At 42.7% G+C, this 18915-nt stretch carries 16 protein-coding genes; 13 read left to right on the top strand and 3 right to left on the bottom strand.

The genetic code is table 11. The features are described 5' to 3' along the window. The first annotated feature begins 130 nt into the window (after positions 1–130). The 3 genes from LN995_RS10335 (at position 131) to LN995_RS10345 (ending at position 2269) form a co-directional block, all read left to right on the top strand. Positions 131–1033 (top strand): retroviral-like aspartic protease family protein, encoded by a 903-nt coding sequence (locus tag LN995_RS10335; protein WP_229960984.1) that lies wholly within the window; start codon positions 131–133, stop codon positions 1031–1033. Positions 1034–1203: 170 nt separating this feature from the next. Then, positions 1204–1689, top strand: a complete 486-nt coding sequence (locus LN995_RS10340) for a hypothetical protein (RefSeq protein WP_229960985.1) — start codon at positions 1204–1206, stop codon at positions 1687–1689. Between the two features lie 421 nt (positions 1690–2110). Next, on the top strand, positions 2111–2269 hold the full coding sequence (locus LN995_RS10345; protein ID WP_229960986.1) for a hypothetical protein: 159 nt from the start codon (positions 2111–2113) through the stop codon (positions 2267–2269). Positions 2270–2354: 85 nt separating this feature from the next. Here the strand turns inward: LN995_RS10345 and LN995_RS10350 are convergent, their stop codons facing one another. Beyond that, positions 2355–3269: a glycerophosphodiester phosphodiesterase gene (locus LN995_RS10350; RefSeq protein ID WP_229960987.1), complete on the bottom strand. Its 915-nt coding sequence runs from the start codon at positions 3267–3269 to the stop codon at positions 2355–2357. A 76-nt stretch (positions 3270–3345) separates the two neighbouring features. On the opposite strand from LN995_RS10350, the gene LN995_RS10355 reads away from it, so the two are divergent. After that, positions 3346–4968 (top strand): glycosyltransferase family 39 protein, encoded by a 1623-nt coding sequence (locus tag LN995_RS10355; RefSeq protein ID WP_229960988.1) that lies wholly within the window; start codon positions 3346–3348, stop codon positions 4966–4968. A 26-nt stretch (positions 4969–4994) separates the two neighbouring features. Here the strand turns inward: LN995_RS10355 and LN995_RS10360 are convergent, their stop codons facing one another. Beyond that, the gene (locus LN995_RS10360; RefSeq protein WP_229960989.1) at positions 4995–5390 is read right to left on the bottom strand and encodes a GtrA family protein; all 396 of its coding nucleotides are present in this window, start codon (positions 5388–5390) and stop codon (positions 4995–4997) included. Between the two features lie 256 nt (positions 5391–5646). Between LN995_RS10360 and LN995_RS10365 the strand changes: the two genes are divergently transcribed. Both LN995_RS10365 and LN995_RS10370 read left to right on the top strand, forming a co-directional pair. After that, entirely contained in the window at positions 5647–6558 is a 912-nt protein-coding gene (locus LN995_RS10365; RefSeq protein WP_229960990.1) for an ABC transporter ATP-binding protein, read from the top strand. A gap of 55 nt (positions 6559–6613) precedes the next feature. After that, positions 6614–10249, top strand: coding sequence for a M1 family aminopeptidase (locus LN995_RS10370; protein WP_229960991.1), 3636 nt, complete (start codon positions 6614–6616; stop codon positions 10247–10249). Positions 10250–10388: 139 nt separating this feature from the next. Here LN995_RS10370 and LN995_RS10375 read toward each other — a convergent pair whose 3' ends face one another. Next, positions 10389–10832: a DUF937 domain-containing protein gene (locus tag LN995_RS10375; protein WP_229960992.1), complete on the bottom strand. Its 444-nt coding sequence runs from the start codon at positions 10830–10832 to the stop codon at positions 10389–10391. Between the two features lie 229 nt (positions 10833–11061). Here LN995_RS10375 and LN995_RS10380 point away from each other — a divergent pair, with 229 nt between their 5' ends. The 7 genes from LN995_RS10380 (at position 11062) to LN995_RS10410 (ending at position 18914) form a co-directional block, all read left to right on the top strand. Further along, positions 11062–11616 (top strand): hypothetical protein, encoded by a 555-nt coding sequence (locus LN995_RS10380; RefSeq protein WP_229960993.1) that lies wholly within the window; start codon positions 11062–11064, stop codon positions 11614–11616. Between the two features lie 88 nt (positions 11617–11704). Beyond that, positions 11705–12154 (top strand): nucleoside deaminase, encoded by a 450-nt coding sequence (locus LN995_RS10385; RefSeq protein WP_229960994.1) that lies wholly within the window; start codon positions 11705–11707, stop codon positions 12152–12154. 88 nt (positions 12155–12242) lie between these two features. Then, entirely contained in the window at positions 12243–12851 is a 609-nt protein-coding gene (locus LN995_RS10390; protein WP_229960995.1) for a superoxide dismutase, read from the top strand. 286 nt (positions 12852–13137) lie between these two features. Next, positions 13138–15582: a DUF2339 domain-containing protein gene (locus LN995_RS10395; protein ID WP_229960996.1), complete on the top strand. Its 2445-nt coding sequence runs from the start codon at positions 13138–13140 to the stop codon at positions 15580–15582. Between the two features lie 108 nt (positions 15583–15690). Continuing rightward, positions 15691–16914: a hypothetical protein gene (locus LN995_RS10400; RefSeq protein WP_229960997.1), complete on the top strand. Its 1224-nt coding sequence runs from the start codon at positions 15691–15693 to the stop codon at positions 16912–16914. A 221-nt stretch (positions 16915–17135) separates the two neighbouring features. Continuing rightward, on the top strand, positions 17136–18449 hold the full coding sequence (locus LN995_RS10405; RefSeq protein ID WP_229960998.1) for a hemolysin family protein: 1314 nt from the start codon (positions 17136–17138) through the stop codon (positions 18447–18449). A gap of 6 nt (positions 18450–18455) precedes the next feature. Beyond that, a complete protein-coding gene (locus LN995_RS10410; protein WP_229960999.1) occupies positions 18456–18914 on the top strand; it encodes a hemerythrin domain-containing protein in 459 nt (152 codons plus the stop codon). Position 18915 lies beyond the last annotated feature (1 nt).

Raw genomic sequence — 18915 nt, forward strand, 5'->3', positions numbered from 1 at the left:
AAGCCAAACCTGCTGAACGAGTTAGAGTATTAATAATGTTAAATTAACGGATAGTAATGTGATAATTATCATAAAAACAGAATTATAACTCTTTCTATCCTTTTTCAAATGCAACTGACAATTCATTCTAATGATAAATCGAACTCCTTACTCCCTTATACTTTGGAGCTTAACCATACTCTTTGCACTTAGTCGTACAGCCATAGCTGTACCGGTTAACAGCCTCCCCGAAGAAATAAAAGTGCCCTTTGAACTAAAAGGGGGCCTGATATTTATTAAGGTGCAGGTAAACAACAAACCTGCCAACTTTATACTGGATACAGGTGCTCCTACCTTGGTTATCAGTAAACGACTAGCCACTAATGCCACGCATACTTTAGACGGAAAAGGAGTAACAGGCAATATACAGGTACAACAGGTAGTCGTACCGAAATTGGTCTTAGGAGACATGCAATTATCAGAGACTCCTGCCATAGCCATGGACCTGGCGCACCTGGAGAAGCTAACCAAAAAGCAGATTGATGGCCTGATTGGTTACAGCACCCTGAAAGATTATGAGTTACTGCTAGACTATGGCAGCAAAACGCTCACTTTATTCAGAGCGAATGCTACAGACTACCACACCCATATAAAACCGACTTCAGAGATGCCGTTTAAGTTGCAGGCACATATTCCGGTAGTAGAGGCAACAATCGGAAATCAGAAAATGCTTTTTGGCTTGGACACCGGAGCAGAGGCTAACTTATTAAACATAGGCAGCATTTCGAAGCTTAACAGCAATGACTACAAGAAGAGTAATGTCAGAAATATATCAGGGGCTAATGCTACTGCTGTAGCAGCACAGGAAGCGTATGTAAAAGCAACTCTGATTAACGGCCACACTTACTCTAACATGCAGTACGTGTTTTCTGACATATCGCCACTCAACCAGGGCTATGGCTTAAGCATCGACGGTTTACTAGGCTATCCTTTTCTGAGCGCCAGAAAAATGTCTATCAACTTTGCAGACAGTAAAGTATATTTTTGGGACTAGCCTGATTAAGACCTTTAGCAAACTCCTCTTATTTTAAGGCCGTGAGAATTTAAAATAAGTCATTTGAAAGCAGTGCCCCCTTTCATGTACATAGCGCAGATAAACGTATGTTTACGTATATTCGATAGTTGTAGCGCATTTAAGGAAAGACCCTGCACGAATATAAACAGATGATAGATAAGATTTTTAATATCGAGCGATTAGAGTATAAATCAAACCTGACATCTCAGGATTTTAAAAACAAACTTGACACGATTTTCAATCAAGGGACATTTAAATTTAAGTACAATTTATCTGGGAAATTTATTAACGATTATGAGTTTAAAGCAACTGATAAATGGACAATTGGAGTATATATCAGGAGTTTTGAGAATGACCCTGCATATTTGAAAGGAAAAATCAAAGAGACAAGTAACGGTATAATTTTAAATGTAACTATTAGGCCAAATTCAATCTTCTCAATATTTGGATTCTTATTTCCAATTGCAGGGATTTTTGCATTGTTTGCAACTGGATTTGGCAGTACGACTGAAGATGGATTAATCGCGGGATTGACATTTGTTTTAATTGGACTAATTTTCTACCCATTAGGTAGATTTTTAAGGAATAGACTGAGAAACAAATTTGAACAACATCTTGATTTAAAAAAAGAGTAAAATAATATGAAGGGATTAAAAAGGATTTCGATAGTACTAATTGTGTTTGGAACACTTTTATATATTGTAGGATTACAATTTAAAATTATGCACTGGCCTGATATGTTCAAAGGGACAATTTCCGGGCCGATTGTTTTGATAATTGGACTGATTGTTTTTGTAATTTATCAGACAAAGAGAAAGAATATAACGAACTGAAAGTGAGATATAAACGCGCTACAACACGCGGTCATAAAACATTGGGGGTGTAGTGGTTATTCAATCGCCAGTTCTCGCGTCAAGGTCTATTTTATCCTGATAATGAAGTGGCTCCGAATTCCCCAACGATTTTTACCGCGGGACCGTTGTAATTAACTAACCATAACAACATCAGTTTATAAAACAAAAGCAGGAACAAGGTCCAAATAAAATATTAGTAGCCATGCCGTTAGGTTCTCGTAGTCAATTTGATAAATATCCAGAAGAACTGGGCTTCTTAGAATCAATAAAAAATAATAAACTACAGCCAACAACATTAAAAAAGATGGCAATCGACAAAATGGATTCTGGAATGACAAGTAGTAAAATCATCCTCCATTAACGGACGACATGATTTCGACCGCTGAAATATTGTAGAATGTAAAATTGCCAAAGCTTTTAATAGAATCACCTTCAGGTATATTTTCCTAATCCAGCATATTCCGCATGGCCTCTACATGGTTTACCTGAATAGCCTCCGGTTCTGTAGCCAGCATTTTAGATATGCGGGAACGGGACTTGCCTCCGAACAACACAACCAGCAAATCGTGCTGCTTTGCCTTTGCTACCTGCTCTTCTGTAATAATCTTCCCATTGGCACATATACCATCAAGCTCATGTGCCAGTATTGTTTCTAAAGTTTCGTTGAAGCTCTCGCCCATGTCTACTAAAAGCGTGGCATCAGGCTCTACTCTTTTGAATGCCTCCAGCATTTCTGTATCCGGAGAAATAAACATCATTTTCACCAGCGGATAGTTATACTTGCGCAGCATGGCCATTAAGGTTTGAGCATAGTAGTCGCGGCGATCAGGGTTGGTATTGCGCAAATCAAGGTGCAGGTAAGGTAACTCCGGGTATGTTTTAAGCTTTTGCAGCAGCGTTTCTAAAGAGATAATCCGCTCATCATGAAAAAACTCATAAAAGAAGCCTCCCCTATACTCCAGCCCTATCACCTGATCAGCCGGAAGCTGATCAATTTTTCCGACAATGTCGGTCATAGATTCCAGGTCTACATCGTGGTACAAAACAGGCACTCCATCCTGGCTAAGCTGCACATCTACCTCTATCCCATCAGCCCCGTCCTCTTCTAAAGCACGCACAATAGAGGCCATGCTGTTTGATGGCAATGGATTGAAAGGATTTATTGGGGAGAAGAAGCCAGAGCCGGCATGACCTATCACCAGTATCTTTTTTGAACCAGAATAGGAGTAAAAAGGATTATTAAGGATGAAATAAACAACAGCTACAATTATAACTGCACCTATTATCCAATATTTCTTTTTTGATTTTGAAGCAGTGTCCTGCTTTGTTGTAGAAGAAGCCATAGGCAAATTTAAAAGCATAAAGGCTACAGTCACATTAATTTTTGTGTTAATTTTCCCTTTGGTTTTTAAGTAAACACTTTTACAGTACCAACTCATGCAAATTACTTCTGATCTGTCATCGGAAAAGGCTGCAACACCTACTCCTACAAAAGAGCGCTACCTTATTTCATTACCTGTCATTTTATTTATTGCACTTATTATAAGGCTTCTAGCAGCTTTCTTTTCCAAGGGATTCGCTTTTCATGATGATCACTTTGATGTCATAACCATTGCCCAGGGTTGGCTGGATGGTTTTCCGTTCTGGCTATATGAAGATATGCCGCCTCGCCACAGCATGTTTTATGTGGGCATTCATTATGTGCTATTCAACATAATGAATAGTATAGGCCTGCCAAGCCCCGAAACTAAAATGACAGTGGCACGGCTACTACATGGGTTGTACTCGCTGTTAATAGTCTACTTTGGGTACAAGATCACAGACAAGCTTTCTACTAAGGCCAATGCCCGCCTGGTGGGCATGATGCTGGCGCTGCTGTGGTTTATGCCCTTCATGAGTGTGCGCAACCTGGTAGAAATGGTTTGTATACCTCCTTACATGGCTGGCTTTTACCTGATGATAAAGCAAGAGAACAGTAAGGTAGCCAAGCGTTTCTTTTGGGCAGGCGCCTTGTTTGCCATAGCCTTTGTGCTCAGGTATCATACTGTATTGCTTGCAGGCGGAGCTGGCCTGGTGTTACTTTACAGGAAGCAATGGCGCGAAATATTATGGTTCGGACTTGGATTTGCAGTTATTGCCACCATTATACAAGGTACAATTGATATTATCTTCTTTGATTATCCATTCCACTCTGTTATTACCTATTTTCTCTATAATTCTGAGAATGCCTATAACTACAGTACAGGTCCTATATACCGATTTGCCTTAACCATTCTAGGCTTTTTAGTACCACCTGTAAGCTTGTTTCTTGTATTCGGCTATGCACGCACCAGTAAACTGTCTCCGCTTTTATTCTGGGCTGGCTTAGTTTTTTTTATAGCACACTCTCTTTTCCCAAACAAGCAGGAACGCTTTATACTGCCATTATTTCCGCTTATAATGATTTTAGGGGTAATCGGTTGGCAGAGTTTTGTGAAGCAATCTACTTTCTGGCAAAAAAGACAAAAGCTTTTGGCTGGCTGCTGGATACTCTTCTGGTCTCTTAACATTATTGCTGCCTTAGGAATGGCTTTAACCTATACCAAGAAAAGCCGTGTGGCACCATTAGTGTATTTATCGCAGAAAGCAAATATGGATGCTTTACTACTGGAATTCGGCAACCACAGCCCCAAAAAGCCCCCGCTTTTCTACCTGGGCCGTTCCAGTGCAGAGTACAGAGACTACAAGTATGATCCCGACAAAAAAAGGGTTTGGGACAAGTACAGAGCCGGGACTCCTTTACCGGAAGATTTCATAATGGTTTATAGTCTTAACGGGGAAAAGCCTGTACAAGAATTAGCCAGAGAGATAAACGACACCAAGTACAAACCAGACTATTTGGTTATGGTAGGGTCCGATGATATGGCAGAAAGGATGGAGCGCATCCACAGTGTTTACCCAAAGCTTAAGCTAGACCATACGATCACGCCATCACTCTACGACCAGTTACTGCACTTCCTTAACCCGCGTGTGCATAAAGATGAGCAGGTGAGTATTTATGAAATTCTGCCCACAAAGTAGTCCGGCAGAGTTTTTATGAGACAAACCTACCTGCTAAAAGTAAAAAGATAGTTCAGAAAGAAATTCCAGATAAACACGATAAAGGTTGCGCTAAGCTTAGCAAAGTAAAAGTTAAGCTTCATGCGCTCCGTCAGAAGGTATATAATCAGGTTATTGAGCAGTAAACCGATCAATGCTACTGTCATAAACTTGCTGAACTGCCACCCTATGTTTGGATCAGTGTTATTAAATGTCCAGATGCGGTTCAGGTAGTAATTGTTTGATACAGCTATTATAAAACCACAGCTATTGGCAAGATACTTATTCCATTTAAGCTTCTCTTTTGCAAGATAGGTTATTCCAAAGTCCAGAACAGTTCCGGTTACTCCTACCAATCCAAACTTCAGGAACTTTAATATGAGCACTTCTATACTTTCAGCCATTTAAGGTAATAGTGTCAAAACTTTATAAGAAGTTCTTTTAAGCAAAATAGCCTCTCAAACAAACTGCTAAAATAAAGACTTCTTCCTGAGAGACCAAACACACAGAAATTTCCTGCATATCTTCTGGCAAATAAGTTACGAACACTTGCTTTTCTGTTTGTCGATAAAAGCAGCAGGTTGGTATAGTTTATTTTGAGCAAGCACTTATTCAGCTTATTTTAAAAACGTTAACACCTAAAGCCTTAATCTATCAACAATGGAATTAGTCATTCAGAACCTCTCCAAAACGTACACAAATGGTACCAAAGCTCTCAAAAACATTAACCTGACCATACCTAAAGGTATGTTTGGACTGTTAGGGCCAAATGGAGCCGGTAAATCTTCGCTTATGCGCACCGTTGCCACCTTGCAGGAAGCTGACAACGGCACTATAATGCTGGGAGACCTGGATGTGATGCGACAAAAAGAAGAGATGCGCAAGGTGCTTGGTTATCTGCCGCAGGAATTTGGCGTGTATCCGAAAGTATCGGCAGAAGAGATGCTGGACCATTTTGCTGTATTGAAAGGTATCAGTAACTCCAGAGAGCGGAAAGAGGTAGTGAAGGCTTTACTGCAACAGACAAACCTGTACGACGTGCGCAAAAAGAATCTGGGCGGTTACTCCGGTGGTATGAAGCAGCGTTTTGGCATTGCACAGGCACTGTTAGGTAATCCTAAAATCATTATCGTGGATGAACCCACTGCAGGTCTAGACCCTGCAGAGCGTAACCGGTTCCATAACCTGCTTAGCGAGATTGGCGAGAACATAATCGTGATACTTTCCACTCACATTGTAGAAGACGTGACTGACCTTTGCCGCAACTTTGCCATCATCAACAAAGGAGAAGTACTGCTGGAGGGAGATCCGCTTCAGGTAATCGACAGTATTAAAGGCCGTATCTGGCGCAAGTTTATCAATAAGGACGAACTGATACAACATCAGCTGAAGCACGAGGTTATCTCTTCCCGCCTCTACGCAGGTAAAACAATTATTCATGTGCTAAGCGATATGCAACCAAGCCCTGATTTTGATGCGGTTGCTCCAGACCTGGAAGACGTGTACTTCAGCAAAATTTATGAAGCAGCGAAGCGGGAAAGTGAAGCTCATAAAGAACTGGTTGTGAATTAAAAATTGATAGTCACTATTTCTAACTTTTGATTCATCATTCATAATTGTAAAACAGATGTTTAAAGAGATATTCCTGTTTGAGCTGAGGTACCGGATGAAACGCCCGGCTACTTATATATACTTCACGCTGTTGTTCCTTATGGCATTTCTGGCTATGTTGGCTTTGGGAGGTGCATTTGGTGCCGGTGTAATAATTGGTGACGCCAGTGGCGGAAAAGTGTTTGCTAACTCACCTTACCAGATTAATTGGATCATTACCCTGTTAAGCTGGTTTGGTGTACTGATAACCTGCTCCATGATGGGTACACCTATTTACCGCGACTTCGAACATAAGTCACATGCCTTATACTACACAACCCCTATTACTAAAGCTGGATATTTATTCGGACGCTTTGCAGGTTCCTTCTTAATTACATTGCTGGTATTTGCAGGTGTGGCTGCCGGAGCTATGTTTGCCACCATTATGCCTTGGATGGAAGCTGACAAGGTAGGCCCGTTTAACCTGATGTGGTACATACAACCTTACCTGACCATCATTATCCCTAACCTGTTACTGACAGGTGCTATCTTTTTTACACTTGCCACCCTTACCCGCAGTGCACTTTCCATCTATGTTGGGGGCGTTGTTTTCCTGGTTCTTTATGGCATCGCCAGCAGCCTTACAGGCGACCTCGACAATGAAACTGTAGCTAACTTGGCAGACCCTCTCGGAGCCAATGCTATTTACTTTACCCAACGCTACTGGACTACAGCAGAACGAAACACGCTTATGCTTCCGTTCAGTGAGTACATTATTATGAACCGTGTGCTCTGGATGGGAATAGGTTTGGCCCTTATTGCCTTCTGTTACTTCAGGTTCAGTTTCTCCTTCGCCAACGCAGGTATCAGGTTATTCCGCAAACGTAGCAGCACCGAAGCTGCCGGGGCTTTTGTGCCTACAGAGCGCCTAGCTTTGCCCAAAGTAAGCCAGCACTTCTCCTTTAACCTTAGCCTGAGTCAATATTTCAGACTTACCAAGCAGGAGTTTAAGGGTGTAGTAAAGAGCTTATATTTTATTGCCATTCTACTGGCCGGAGTTATTTTCCTGTTTACGGCAGGCTCACAAATCGGCAAAATGTACGACACCAACTTCTACCCTGTAACCTCTGAAGTCGTGTCTGTACTAAATGGCACCTTTGCCTTGTTCTTTCTTATCATTATTACTTTTTATGCAGGAGAACTGGTGTGGAGGGAACGGGATAACCACCTCAACCAGATTTATGATGCTTTGCCCATACCTAATTGGGTACCCTTTGCCTCTAAGCTGTCTGCCCTGATGCTGGTACAGGTGGTACTACTGTTTGTTATTATGCTTTGCGGCATTATTATTCAGGCTTTTAAAGGCTACTTTAATTTTGAACTGGACGTGTACTTCAAAGGCTTGTTCGGCATTAACCTGGTCGATTATTGGATGCTATGCGTACTGGCTATGCTGGTGCAGGTTATTGTTAATAACAAATACCTGGGTCATTTTGTGATGGTCGTTTACTACCTGCTGAACATATTTAAAGGACAACTGGGATGGGAGCATAATCTTTACTCTTTCAACTCTGACCCGGGCATTACTTACTCAGCAATGAACGGGTACGGGCACTTTGTGTGGCCTTTCACTATCTTCAAAATTTACTGGGGAGCGTTTGCTCTGCTGCTGGCTACTATGGCCAACATGCTTTGGGTACGTGGTTCTGAAACTATGCTGAAGTGGCGCTTTAAGTTGGCAGGCCTTCAGCTTACAAGGTCTACTTTGTTTGTAACTGCTGCCGGCCTTGTGGTTTTCCTGGTTACAGGTGGCTTTATCTTTTATAATACTAACGTATTGAACACCTACAGAACATCTGATGAGCAGGAAGAACTTCAGGCAGACTTTGAGAAGAAGTATAAGAAATACGATGGCATACCGCAACCGCGCATAACAGATGTAAAGCTGGACGTGGCTATTTACCCGGATGAGCGTAACTTTTCTTTTAAAGGTTACTTCTGGGTAAAGAACAAGCACAATGCTTCTATAGACTCTGTTCACCTGATGCTTTCAAACGAGGCAGACGTTAGGGAAATGAACTTCTCTAAACCGGCAAAACTGGTGCACCAGGATAAAGACAATGGCTACTACATCTACCGCATGGCGCACCCCCTTCAGCCGGGAGACTCTATGCAGCTAAACCTCGACCTGGTTTATGCCACGAAAGGCTTCCGAAATAAAGGCTCTAACACTAACATAGTGTACAACGGAACATTTATCGACAGTAATTATTTACCGAGCATAGGCTATCAGGACAGGATCGAGCTAAGCGATGATGACCTCCGGAAAGAATATGGATTAGCCCCTAAAGAACGTATGGCCGATGTGAATGATATTGCTTCGCGCCAGAACACCTATATCAGCAGTGATGCCGACTGGATTAACTTTGATGCCACTGTTAGCACCAGTAAAGATCAGATAGCCATAGCACCAGGTTACCTGCAAAAAGAATGGACAGAGGGCGGCCGCCGCTTTTTCCATTATAAGATGGATGCACCAATCCTGAATTTCTATTCTTTTCTTTCCGCTGACTATCAAATAAAAAAAGATAAATGGAGAGACAAAAACGGTAAAGAGGTAGCCATAGAGATATACTACCATAAAGGCCATGACTACAATCTGGATCGGATGGTTAAGGGCGTGAAAAAATCGCTGGATTATTACACAGCCAACTTTAGCCCCTATCAGCACAAACAGGTGCGCATTTTGGAGTTCCCCGGTTATTCTTCCTTTGCACAATCATTCCCAAATACTATTCCTTTTTCTGAGTCCATTGGTTTTATAGCTGATGTGGACGATGAAAACCCTGAGGATGTGGATTACCCGTTCTATGTAACAGCACACGAGGTAGCGCACCAGTGGTGGGCACACCAGGTAATAGGCGGCAACGTGCAGGGAGCAGTGCTAATGTCGGAAACCATGAGCCAGTACAGTGCCCTGATGGTAATGAAGCATGAGTACGGCGCAGACAAAATGAACAAGTTTCTGAAGTATGAGCTTAACTCTTACCTACTGGGTCGCACGACCGAACGCAAAAAGGAAATGCCGCTGTACCGTGTAGAAAATCAAGGTTATATACATTACCGCAAAGGCAGTTTAGTAATGTATGCGCTGGCTGATTACATTGGCGAAGACAGATTAAATGATGCTTTGCAGCAGTACATAAAAAAAGTTTCGTTTCAGGAGGCTCCGTATACAAACTCAATTGAATTTATGCAGTATATTCGTGCCGCCACTCCAGACTCGTTACAGTATCTCGTAACAGATATGTTCGAGAACATTACCCTCTATGAAAACAAAGTAGCTGATGCTTCTTATACCAAGCTACCAGACGGCAAGTATAAAGTTACGCTTACGGTAGATGCCAAAAAGCTTTATGCTGACAGCCTGGGCGCTGAATCTCTGGCAACAACTATGAATGATTGGATAGACGTTGGCGTGATGGCCCGTAAAAAAATAGATGGGCATTGGCAGGACTCTCCTATATATATTAAGAAACATATACTAAAGACAGGTAAAAATACGTTTGAGTTTGTCGTGGATGAGCAGCCAGCTAAAGCCGGAGTAGATCCTTATAATATTCTAATAGACCGTAACCCAAGCGATAATACAAAGACATTGTCGGCAAGCTAGCGCCCCGGCAATTAGGCAACTTTTATTTAAGGTGAGATGTAAATTTAAGTAAAGCCTATTGCGCATATCTTATGTGCAGACAAGTGAAGCCACACCTCCCCGGTGTGGCTTCTGTCTTTTAATAGCAACGTCTTTCTTTTTACTTAAATAAACCACCTAGCTTACTGCCAAGCCCTCCCGGAAGTTTGTCAGCCAGACCTCCCCCTAACATGCCCATAATATCAGAATTCCCCATTCCTTCGGAAGTAACCTTAGAAGAGAGCTTGCCCATAATAAAGTTCATCACAAAAGGGCCTATTTGGCTGGCTACCTGTGGTGGCAGGCCAAGTTTAGTGGTAAGATCATTTACATAGTTCCCGATCATACCATTCATAGCCGGGCTTTGGGTAGCGCTCTGGTTACCTTTCAGCACGTTCATAATTCCACCAAAGTCACCACTACTGGCTTGGTTTTTCATTCCACCCGACAAGTTTTGCTGTGCAAGGTCTACAGACTTATTTGCTTGGTCTGGCTGTAAATTAAACTTATTCTGTAACTCTCCGGTCAACTGACCTTTAAAGTTGTTTATGATATTCTCTAGCATCGTTTTCTGTTTTATGTTATAAATAACTTCCTAGTTATTGTTGATATCTTCTTTATCTAACTCATCTAAACCATCAACAACAGATTTTATTTATAACGATATTTATCCAAAGAAGATGTTTTGAAAACAATACAGTACTAGCTATCCACGTTTGAACTTTGGCAAAGAAATTGCTGCAACAAGGACAGAAACCTAAATTACTACTATATTGCTCCGCCGATAGAAACACATGAACATTCGATATTTAGCTTTTTTAGCCATTATATTTGTAGCAGGTGTAGTTCTTGCCGCTCCTAAGCTTAAGAAAGTACAGATTAGTAAAGAGATCAGCGTAAAACTACCGCAGGACTTCTCTCCACAATCTGACGATGATGTTGCCCGCAAATTTCCTGCTACAACCAGACCGCTGGCAGTATACTCCAGCCCAAACGACCAGATTGACTTCAGTGTTACCCAAAAGTCTACTCCGTTCAAGTCTCAGGACTTGAAAATGCTACAGGAGTTCTACAAAGCAAACCTAGTAGAGACTTTCACAAAAGTTGATTTTATCAGGGAAGAAGTAACGCAGGTTAACGGCAAAGATTTTATAGTTTTTGAATTTGTGTCTAATCTGGCTGACGAGCGAGGTGCCAGTATCTTAGGGCCGGTGCAGAAGTACAGCATGGTACAGTATACCATTCAAGGTAACCAACTCCTGATCTTTACAATGCACACACCATTCACTATGAAAAATGAATGGCAGCCGACAGTGCGTGAGGTAATGAATTCCATCAATATAAAATAACTAACGTTTTAACAATAATTTCACAAGCCTCTCCTTTCGCAGGAGGGGCTTTTTTTATACCTTCGGGTAAAGCAGTATTATTATACCTATGGAATTCTTATCTGTTCACAGCGACGAACACTTTATGCGGGAGGCATACCGTCAGGCACAGTATGCACTGGAAGAAGACGAAATACCTATCGGAGCTGTAGTAGTATGTAACAATCGTATTATTGCCAAAGCCTATAACCAGACAGAAAAGCTTAACGATGTTACGGCTCACGCTGAAATGCTCGCGCTAACAGCGGCATCTAATTATATGAGTAATAAATACCTCCACGACTGTACCCTGTACGTAACAGTGGAGCCTTGTGTCATGTGTGCCGGAGCCAGTTATTGGGCTCAGCTAAAGCGGATAGTTTATGGCTCTCCAGAGCCTAAGCGTGGCTACAGGCGAGTAGGAAACCTGCTACATCCTAAAACTGAAATGGTTAGTGGTATTATGGCGCAGGAGTGTGCAGACCTGATGGCCTCGTTCTTTGCGAATAAAAGAAATTAACTAACTTTGAAACTAACAGTCGAAGCGCATACGTAAACTGTTAAGATAAAATGTATGCAATTTTTAACATATAAACATATATAAAACTATGGCTTTCGAACTTCCGAAACTACCTTATGCTTACGACGCATTAGAGCCGCATATTGATGCGCGCACCATGGAAATCCACCATACAAAACATCACCAGGCTTACACAACTAACCTCAACAATGCTATCCAAGGCACTGAACTGGAGGGTAAGTCTATCGAAGAAATTTTAACCAGCATCAGCGGAGACAACAAAGCTGTGCGTAACAACGGCGGTGGCTTTTACAACCACAACCTGTTCTGGACAGTTCTATCTCCAAACGGTGGTGGTGAGCCTACAGGTGAGCTAGCAGACGCTATAAAAGAAGCTTTTGGCTCTTTCGATCAGTTTAAAGAGAAATTTAACGCTGCTGCGGCTACTCGTTTTGGTTCTGGCTGGGCCTGGCTTTGCGTAAAAGACGGCAAACTAGAAGTATGCTCTACTCAAAACCAAGATACTCCTATTATGTCCTTTGCTGAAAGTTGTGGCGGTACGCCAATTTTAGGCCTGGATGTGTGGGAACACGCTTACTACCTGAACTACCAGAACCGTCGCCCAGACTACATCAGCGCTTTCTGGAATGTAGTAAACTGGGAAGAAGTAGCAAAGCGCTACAGTGCAGCCAAGTAGTCTTTTTAGACGCTAGATATTAGAAACCAGGTATCAGACTTACTGATGTCTGAAAAACAAAAGCCCTGCCAGCAATGACAGGGCTTTTGTTTTGATGCCTTACAGCCTTCAGAGCATTTCTTTACAGTAAACTTCGGGAATAGCTGTATCTAAAGCCAAACCCAATCTTCAGTTTATCTCTCCTCCTGTTGTAACTTACAGCTGCTTTCTCTGTGTAAACATCGTTTCATTTTTATTATCCAAGATAAAATCTGTAATATAGAAAACTAAACTACAGGCGAACATTATGGAATTGACAGTACTCTTGTTGCTTATTATACTGATGATCTGGTTTGCAGGCAGAATATCAGGTAAGCTGACACAGAACACACAAGAGTTACGACAGCTTAATAGTGAGGTACAACACCTGCGTGAACAACTGGGAAAGCAGGCGACCCAAGGCACGGTCACTTCAGCAGAAACAGTCACTAAACATAGCGTAGATAAGGTTAAAAGAACGCTCAGCTCGGACTTTGTCCCTCCCACTACGCCTCCTCTGCCTAAGCCGGCAGCACCTGACTTACCACTGAAGCAACAGAAGCCAGCACCTGTAGCAGAACCTGAAACTGTAATGGCTTTTGAGGCGACACCTTCTGCAACTCCTCCTCCTGTTGCGTCGCCTCCATCAAAATATTCGTTTTTTGACCGCATACCGGACTGGGAGAAGTTTATTGGCGAGAATCTTATTAATAAACTGGGTATTGCCATTCTGGTGATAGGTATAGGCTTTTTTGTAAAGTATGCCATTGACCAAGACTGGATAAATGAAGCCGGCCGTGTGACGATAGGTATATTAGCAGGTGGCGTACTATTGGGTGTAGCGCATTGGCTTCGGCAGTCTTACAAAGCCTTTAGTTCTGTTTTAGTGGGAGGCGGTTTGGCTGTGCTGTATTTTACCATCGCCATTGCTTTTCATGAATATGCACTCTTCAGCCAGGCAATGGCCTTTGTGCTGATGGTGGCGATTACGGGCTTTAGTATTTTCCTGGCTATTGCTTATAACCGGGTAGAGTTGGCGGCGCTGGCGCTGGTAGGCGGCTTTGCCAGCCCTTTTATGGTGAGCACTGGCGGAGGCAGTTATATAGCGCTCTTTGTGTTTGTGCTTATTCTGAACCTGGGCATACTGGTGTTGGCCTACTTCAAAAAGTGGAACCTGCTCAACATTATCGCCTATGTCTTTACCATTGTACTGTATGGCGGCTGGCTTACTACCCGTGTCATTGGCACAGTAAACCCACCTTATACAGGCGCCTTGGTTTTTGCCACTTTATTCTACCTGGTGTTCTTCCTTATGAACATCATCAATAACATAAAAGAGCAGCACCGCTTTGTTGCTCCGGAAATCATGATATTACTGAGCAATACCTTTCTGTACTATTCAGCAGGAATGTATGTACTGTACAATATAGCTGCTGGTGCTTATCAAGGGCTTTTTACCATAGCCATTGCTGTGTTCAACTTCGTTTTTGCTTACCTGCTTTACCAGAACCATAAAACAGACAGAAACCTCGTGTACCTGCTTATCGGGTTAGTGCTTACTTTCCTGAGCTTAGCAGCACCTGTACAGCTGGAAGGGAACTATATTACGCTTTTCTGGGCACTGGAAGGAGTACTGCTACTATGGCTTTCACAGAAACCAGGTATTAAACTAATCCGGGCGGCATCGGTAATTGTGCTAACGCTGATGTTCTTTAGCCTGGCAATCGACTGGAGCATCTATTACGACATTTTAACGGAACCGCTTCGCATTATCTTTAATAAAGTATTTATAACGGGTGCCGTAGCAGTAACAGCTCTTGCTATTACCTTATGGCTACTACAGCGCGAACAGGAACCTGTCTTCGGCTCTATGCTTACAGCAAAAGCTTACCGGGCTGCCGTAGGATTTGTACTTGCTATAACGCTGTACCTGGTGCTGCAACTAGAGCTAAGTTATCAGTTAGACTGCCACGCAGTCAGTTATGGTTCCTATGCTTTTATCATCGGCTTTTACAATTACCTGTTCCTGCTGGGCTTATTACAGCTAGTGCCTCATCTTGCGGGTAAACTATATAAAATTGGTGCCCTTGTGCTGGCAATGGGTGGTGTTGTTCTTTATTTACTGGTGCTGCACCCTATTACCATGAGCACTCGCGATTTATACCTGCAGGGTAACGGAGCCACTAAAGCGTCTTTCCTGCTGCATTACCTACCCCTCCTGCTCACAATGATAATTTTGGGCGCATTGCTTCGTTTAATATATCAGCAGTATGGTTTTAAAACAAAAGCTGGTAAAGCTGCTTTGTGGTTTGCAGCTTTTGTAGCAGTGTTTTTAGCAAGTGCAGAGTTAGAGCACCTGAAGCTACTTCTTACTTACAACCCTGCCGAAAGCTTGGAAATACAGCTAACGCAGGTGCGCAAAATCGGCTTTCTCATCCTTTGGGGTGTCAGTTCATTTATTTTGATGATGATTGGCATGCGCTATAAACTAAAAACATTACGTATCGTATCATTGTCGCTGTTCTTTCTCACTCTCCTAAAGCTCTTCCTGTTTGATATAAGAGAAATATCAGAGGGAGGAAAGATTGCAGCTTTTATAAGTTTAGGTATTCTGCTGCTGGTCGTATCGTTTATGTACCAGAAGCTTAAGGCCTTAATTCTGGAAGATGATGCAGCCAATGCTTCGCCAGGGTCTACGTCAGATGCACCATAAATTATATAGCTTACTGACGTAACCTGTTGAAGCAGATTATTTCCTGGTCTGCTTTCCTGTTATTTAAGTTACAGAAAATTGTCTGGTTATATTAAACATCTTCTTCTGTTGGCTTTTACGCTGCTTTGCCACGGCATTACAGCTCAAAACTACCGTTGGCAGGCCAATATAGAACAGCCTCAGCAGGCGGGTTATTATAATATTCTTTTACCACCTCAGGTTGTTGGCCAGCTACAGCCTGGCAAGGCAGATGTGCGCCTGCAAAACAGCAAGGGCACAGAAGTTCCGTACCTGTTACGCGTTGAAGAACCATTACAGTACAAAAAGCTGTTTACTTCTCATCAAATTATCAGCTACACCCACCGCGAAGGCTGTTGCTCTGAGTTGCTGATCGCTAACCCTGAGAAGCGTAAGATAAATAACATGAGCCTGTTAGTTAGTAATGCAGAGGTACAGAAAGAAGTAAACCTGAGTGGCAGCAATAATCAGCAGGACTGGTACGTGCTTAAGGAAAAAGGGGTTCTCTTTGCCATCAACAGTACGCAAAGCACATCAGAGGTACGGCTACTGAACTTCCCCTGGAGCAATTATAAATACCTGCGCCTGCAGCTCAACGACTCTAGCTGTGCCCCGCTTAACATTTTGCAGGTTGGTTCTTACGACACGCAAGCCGAAGCAGGCAAGTATACCCAGATACCGGTTCAGCAAGTGATCCGCACTGATAGCTCTTCTCTAAAGCAGACGTACGTCCGGCTACTTTTCGAGCAACCTGTATACCCTGACCGGCTGGAGCTGCAAATACTGGAGCCACAATTATATTATCGTACAGGGCTAGTTATTTTAGGCAAGGAAAAAGTAATCGAGCGAAGAAGAAAGCGTAAAAGAAACAAAGTACTCAGAGCAGCCACCATTCCTTTCGTACTTAGTTCTAATGCTCCTGACGTTATAGATCTTCCCAGAAGAAAAGTGCAGGAGCTAACATTTATCATAGAGAATGAAGATAACCCACCCTTACAAATCAATTCTATAAAATTACTCCAGCTTAACCATTACCTGGCCGCTGAGCTAAACCCTGCCCAGCAGTACAGCTTACGTTTCGGTAATGAGAAAGCAAAGTCGCCTAACTATGAGCTGCAGTATTTCCAGGATAGCATACCTCAGCACCTGCCTGTACTACAGGTAAAACATATTGAGCAAGTGCAGACACAAACAGCCTCCGATACAAAAACTCCAAACTTGTATGTTTGGATCGCCATTATAATAGTAGCCTCAGCTTTAATTTTTATGTCAATGAGATTGCTGAACGATATGAGCAAAAAGAAATCGCTGTAAACCTCTGATCCGTAAACAGAAAAATTGTAATTACCAAAATGCTTCCTGGGAAGTCTGCCTTAAGTTTTCTCTTCAAAAAAATACCTGCTAAAAAAGGCTTGTAGCTCTTTATAAAGGCATATCTAAAGCTAAACTGGCTTTGCTTAATATACATATGTAGTAAAAGCACGTATTTTATTTAATTTTACAGCCTTAGTAGCTTTTCATAGCTTATACACTCTATGGTTCTTGATGTCTTAATCACAATATTACTTGTTTTACTCAACGGCTTTTTTGTTGCGGCTGAGTTTGCCATTGTTAAAGTGAGATCCTCACAGATAGAGCTACGCGCGCAGGCGGGTAACTCTATGGCACAAATGGCACAGCACATGCTCGAGCACCTTGATGCTTACCTGTCAGCAACGCAGTTAGGCATCACCCTGGCCTCACTTGGACTTGGCTGGATAGGCGAAAGTGTCGTTGCCCGCATTGTGATTGATGTTATGCAGGCCTTTGGCTTTGAAGGAGGGGAGGCACTGGCGCATAGCATTGCTCTCCCGATTTCATTCGCCATAATAACCGTACTCCATATCGTTTTTGGTGAACTGGCTCCTAAATCACTGGCCATTCAGCGAACAGAGTCTATTACACTGGGTGTTACACTGCCTTTACGTTTCTTCTACATTGTGTTCAGGCCCTTTATCTGGTTCCTTAATGGCTTTGCTAACCTGGTGCTGCGTGCTGTGGGTATACAACCTGTACACGGCGCAGAAGTACACACAGCTGAAGAACTGCGCCTTCTGTTCGAGCAAAGTGTGGAAAGCGGTGCCATACTGGACTCTCAGCATGAACTGATAGAGAATGTGTTCCAGTTTAATGAGCGTATGGTAAAGCAGATATTGGTACCCCGTACTAAAATGGTAGCCGTAGACGTAAGTATTTCCGAACCGGACCTGATGGAGATTATTTTTAACGAGGGATATTCCAGATTACCAGTATATAATGGCTCCATAGACAACATTGTAGGCGTACTTAATGTAAAAGACATCTTGAGTAACATGCGCCTTGGTGCGCCTATTATTGTAGAAAAACTGATGCGCCCAGCTTACTTTGTGCCGGAGACAAAAAAAATAAACCTATTGTTAAAGCAATTCCAGCGCCGCCACACGCATATGGCTATTGCCACAGATGAATTCGGTGGTGTGTCAGGCATTGTTACGATAGAGGATATTGTAGAGGAACTGGTTGGAGAAATTCAGGATGAGTACGATGAGGAGGCACCTATTGTTGAGAAACTCACCGACTTTGAGTATAAAGTAAATGGCTCTGCCAACATTTCAGACGCAAACGATTTTCTTCCTTACCCTCTTCCGGAAGGTGAAGACTATGAAACAGTAGGAGGATGGATTAATGTGCTGTATGGCCAGATACCGGAAACGCTGAATGAGACAACTACCTTTAACGAGTATGACGTAAGGGTGCTGGAAAAGTCTGATAGGCGGGTAGAATGGGTACACCTGAGAATACGCGAAGAAGTACGTGAAAGCTTGCTTTGATTAACTATGAAACGACACGAAAGTCTTATACCTATTTCCAGGCAACACCATGACGGGTTGCTTGCAGCACGACTGTTACAGCGGGAAGCTCCGGCTTATCATGGTCTGCCGACTACTCCTGCTGCAAAATGTAAGTATATGCAAATGTTTCTGGCCCGTCAGTTAAAGCCACATTTCTTATTGGAGGAAGAAACGGTGTTTATTTTTGCCCAGGATGCTTCGGAACAATTACAGCAGCAGGCAAAAAAGCTAGAAGCGGAGCACCGCCAACTGGAACAACTCATTACAGCCTTACCCCAGACTACTGCAGACGAACTGCAGGATAAGCTACACGAAGTGGGGGTTCTTCTGGAGCAACATATCCGTCAGGAAGAGCGCCAGTTTTTCGAACAACTGCAACAGGAACTTCCGGAAGAAAGATTGGCCTCTCTGAAAGAGCAGGTAGAGCAGCATCGCTTATTGTGAT

It is taken from the genome of Pontibacter silvestris, assembly GCF_020907275.1.
GTDB lineage: Bacteria > Bacteroidota > Bacteroidia > Cytophagales > Hymenobacteraceae > Pontibacter > Pontibacter silvestris.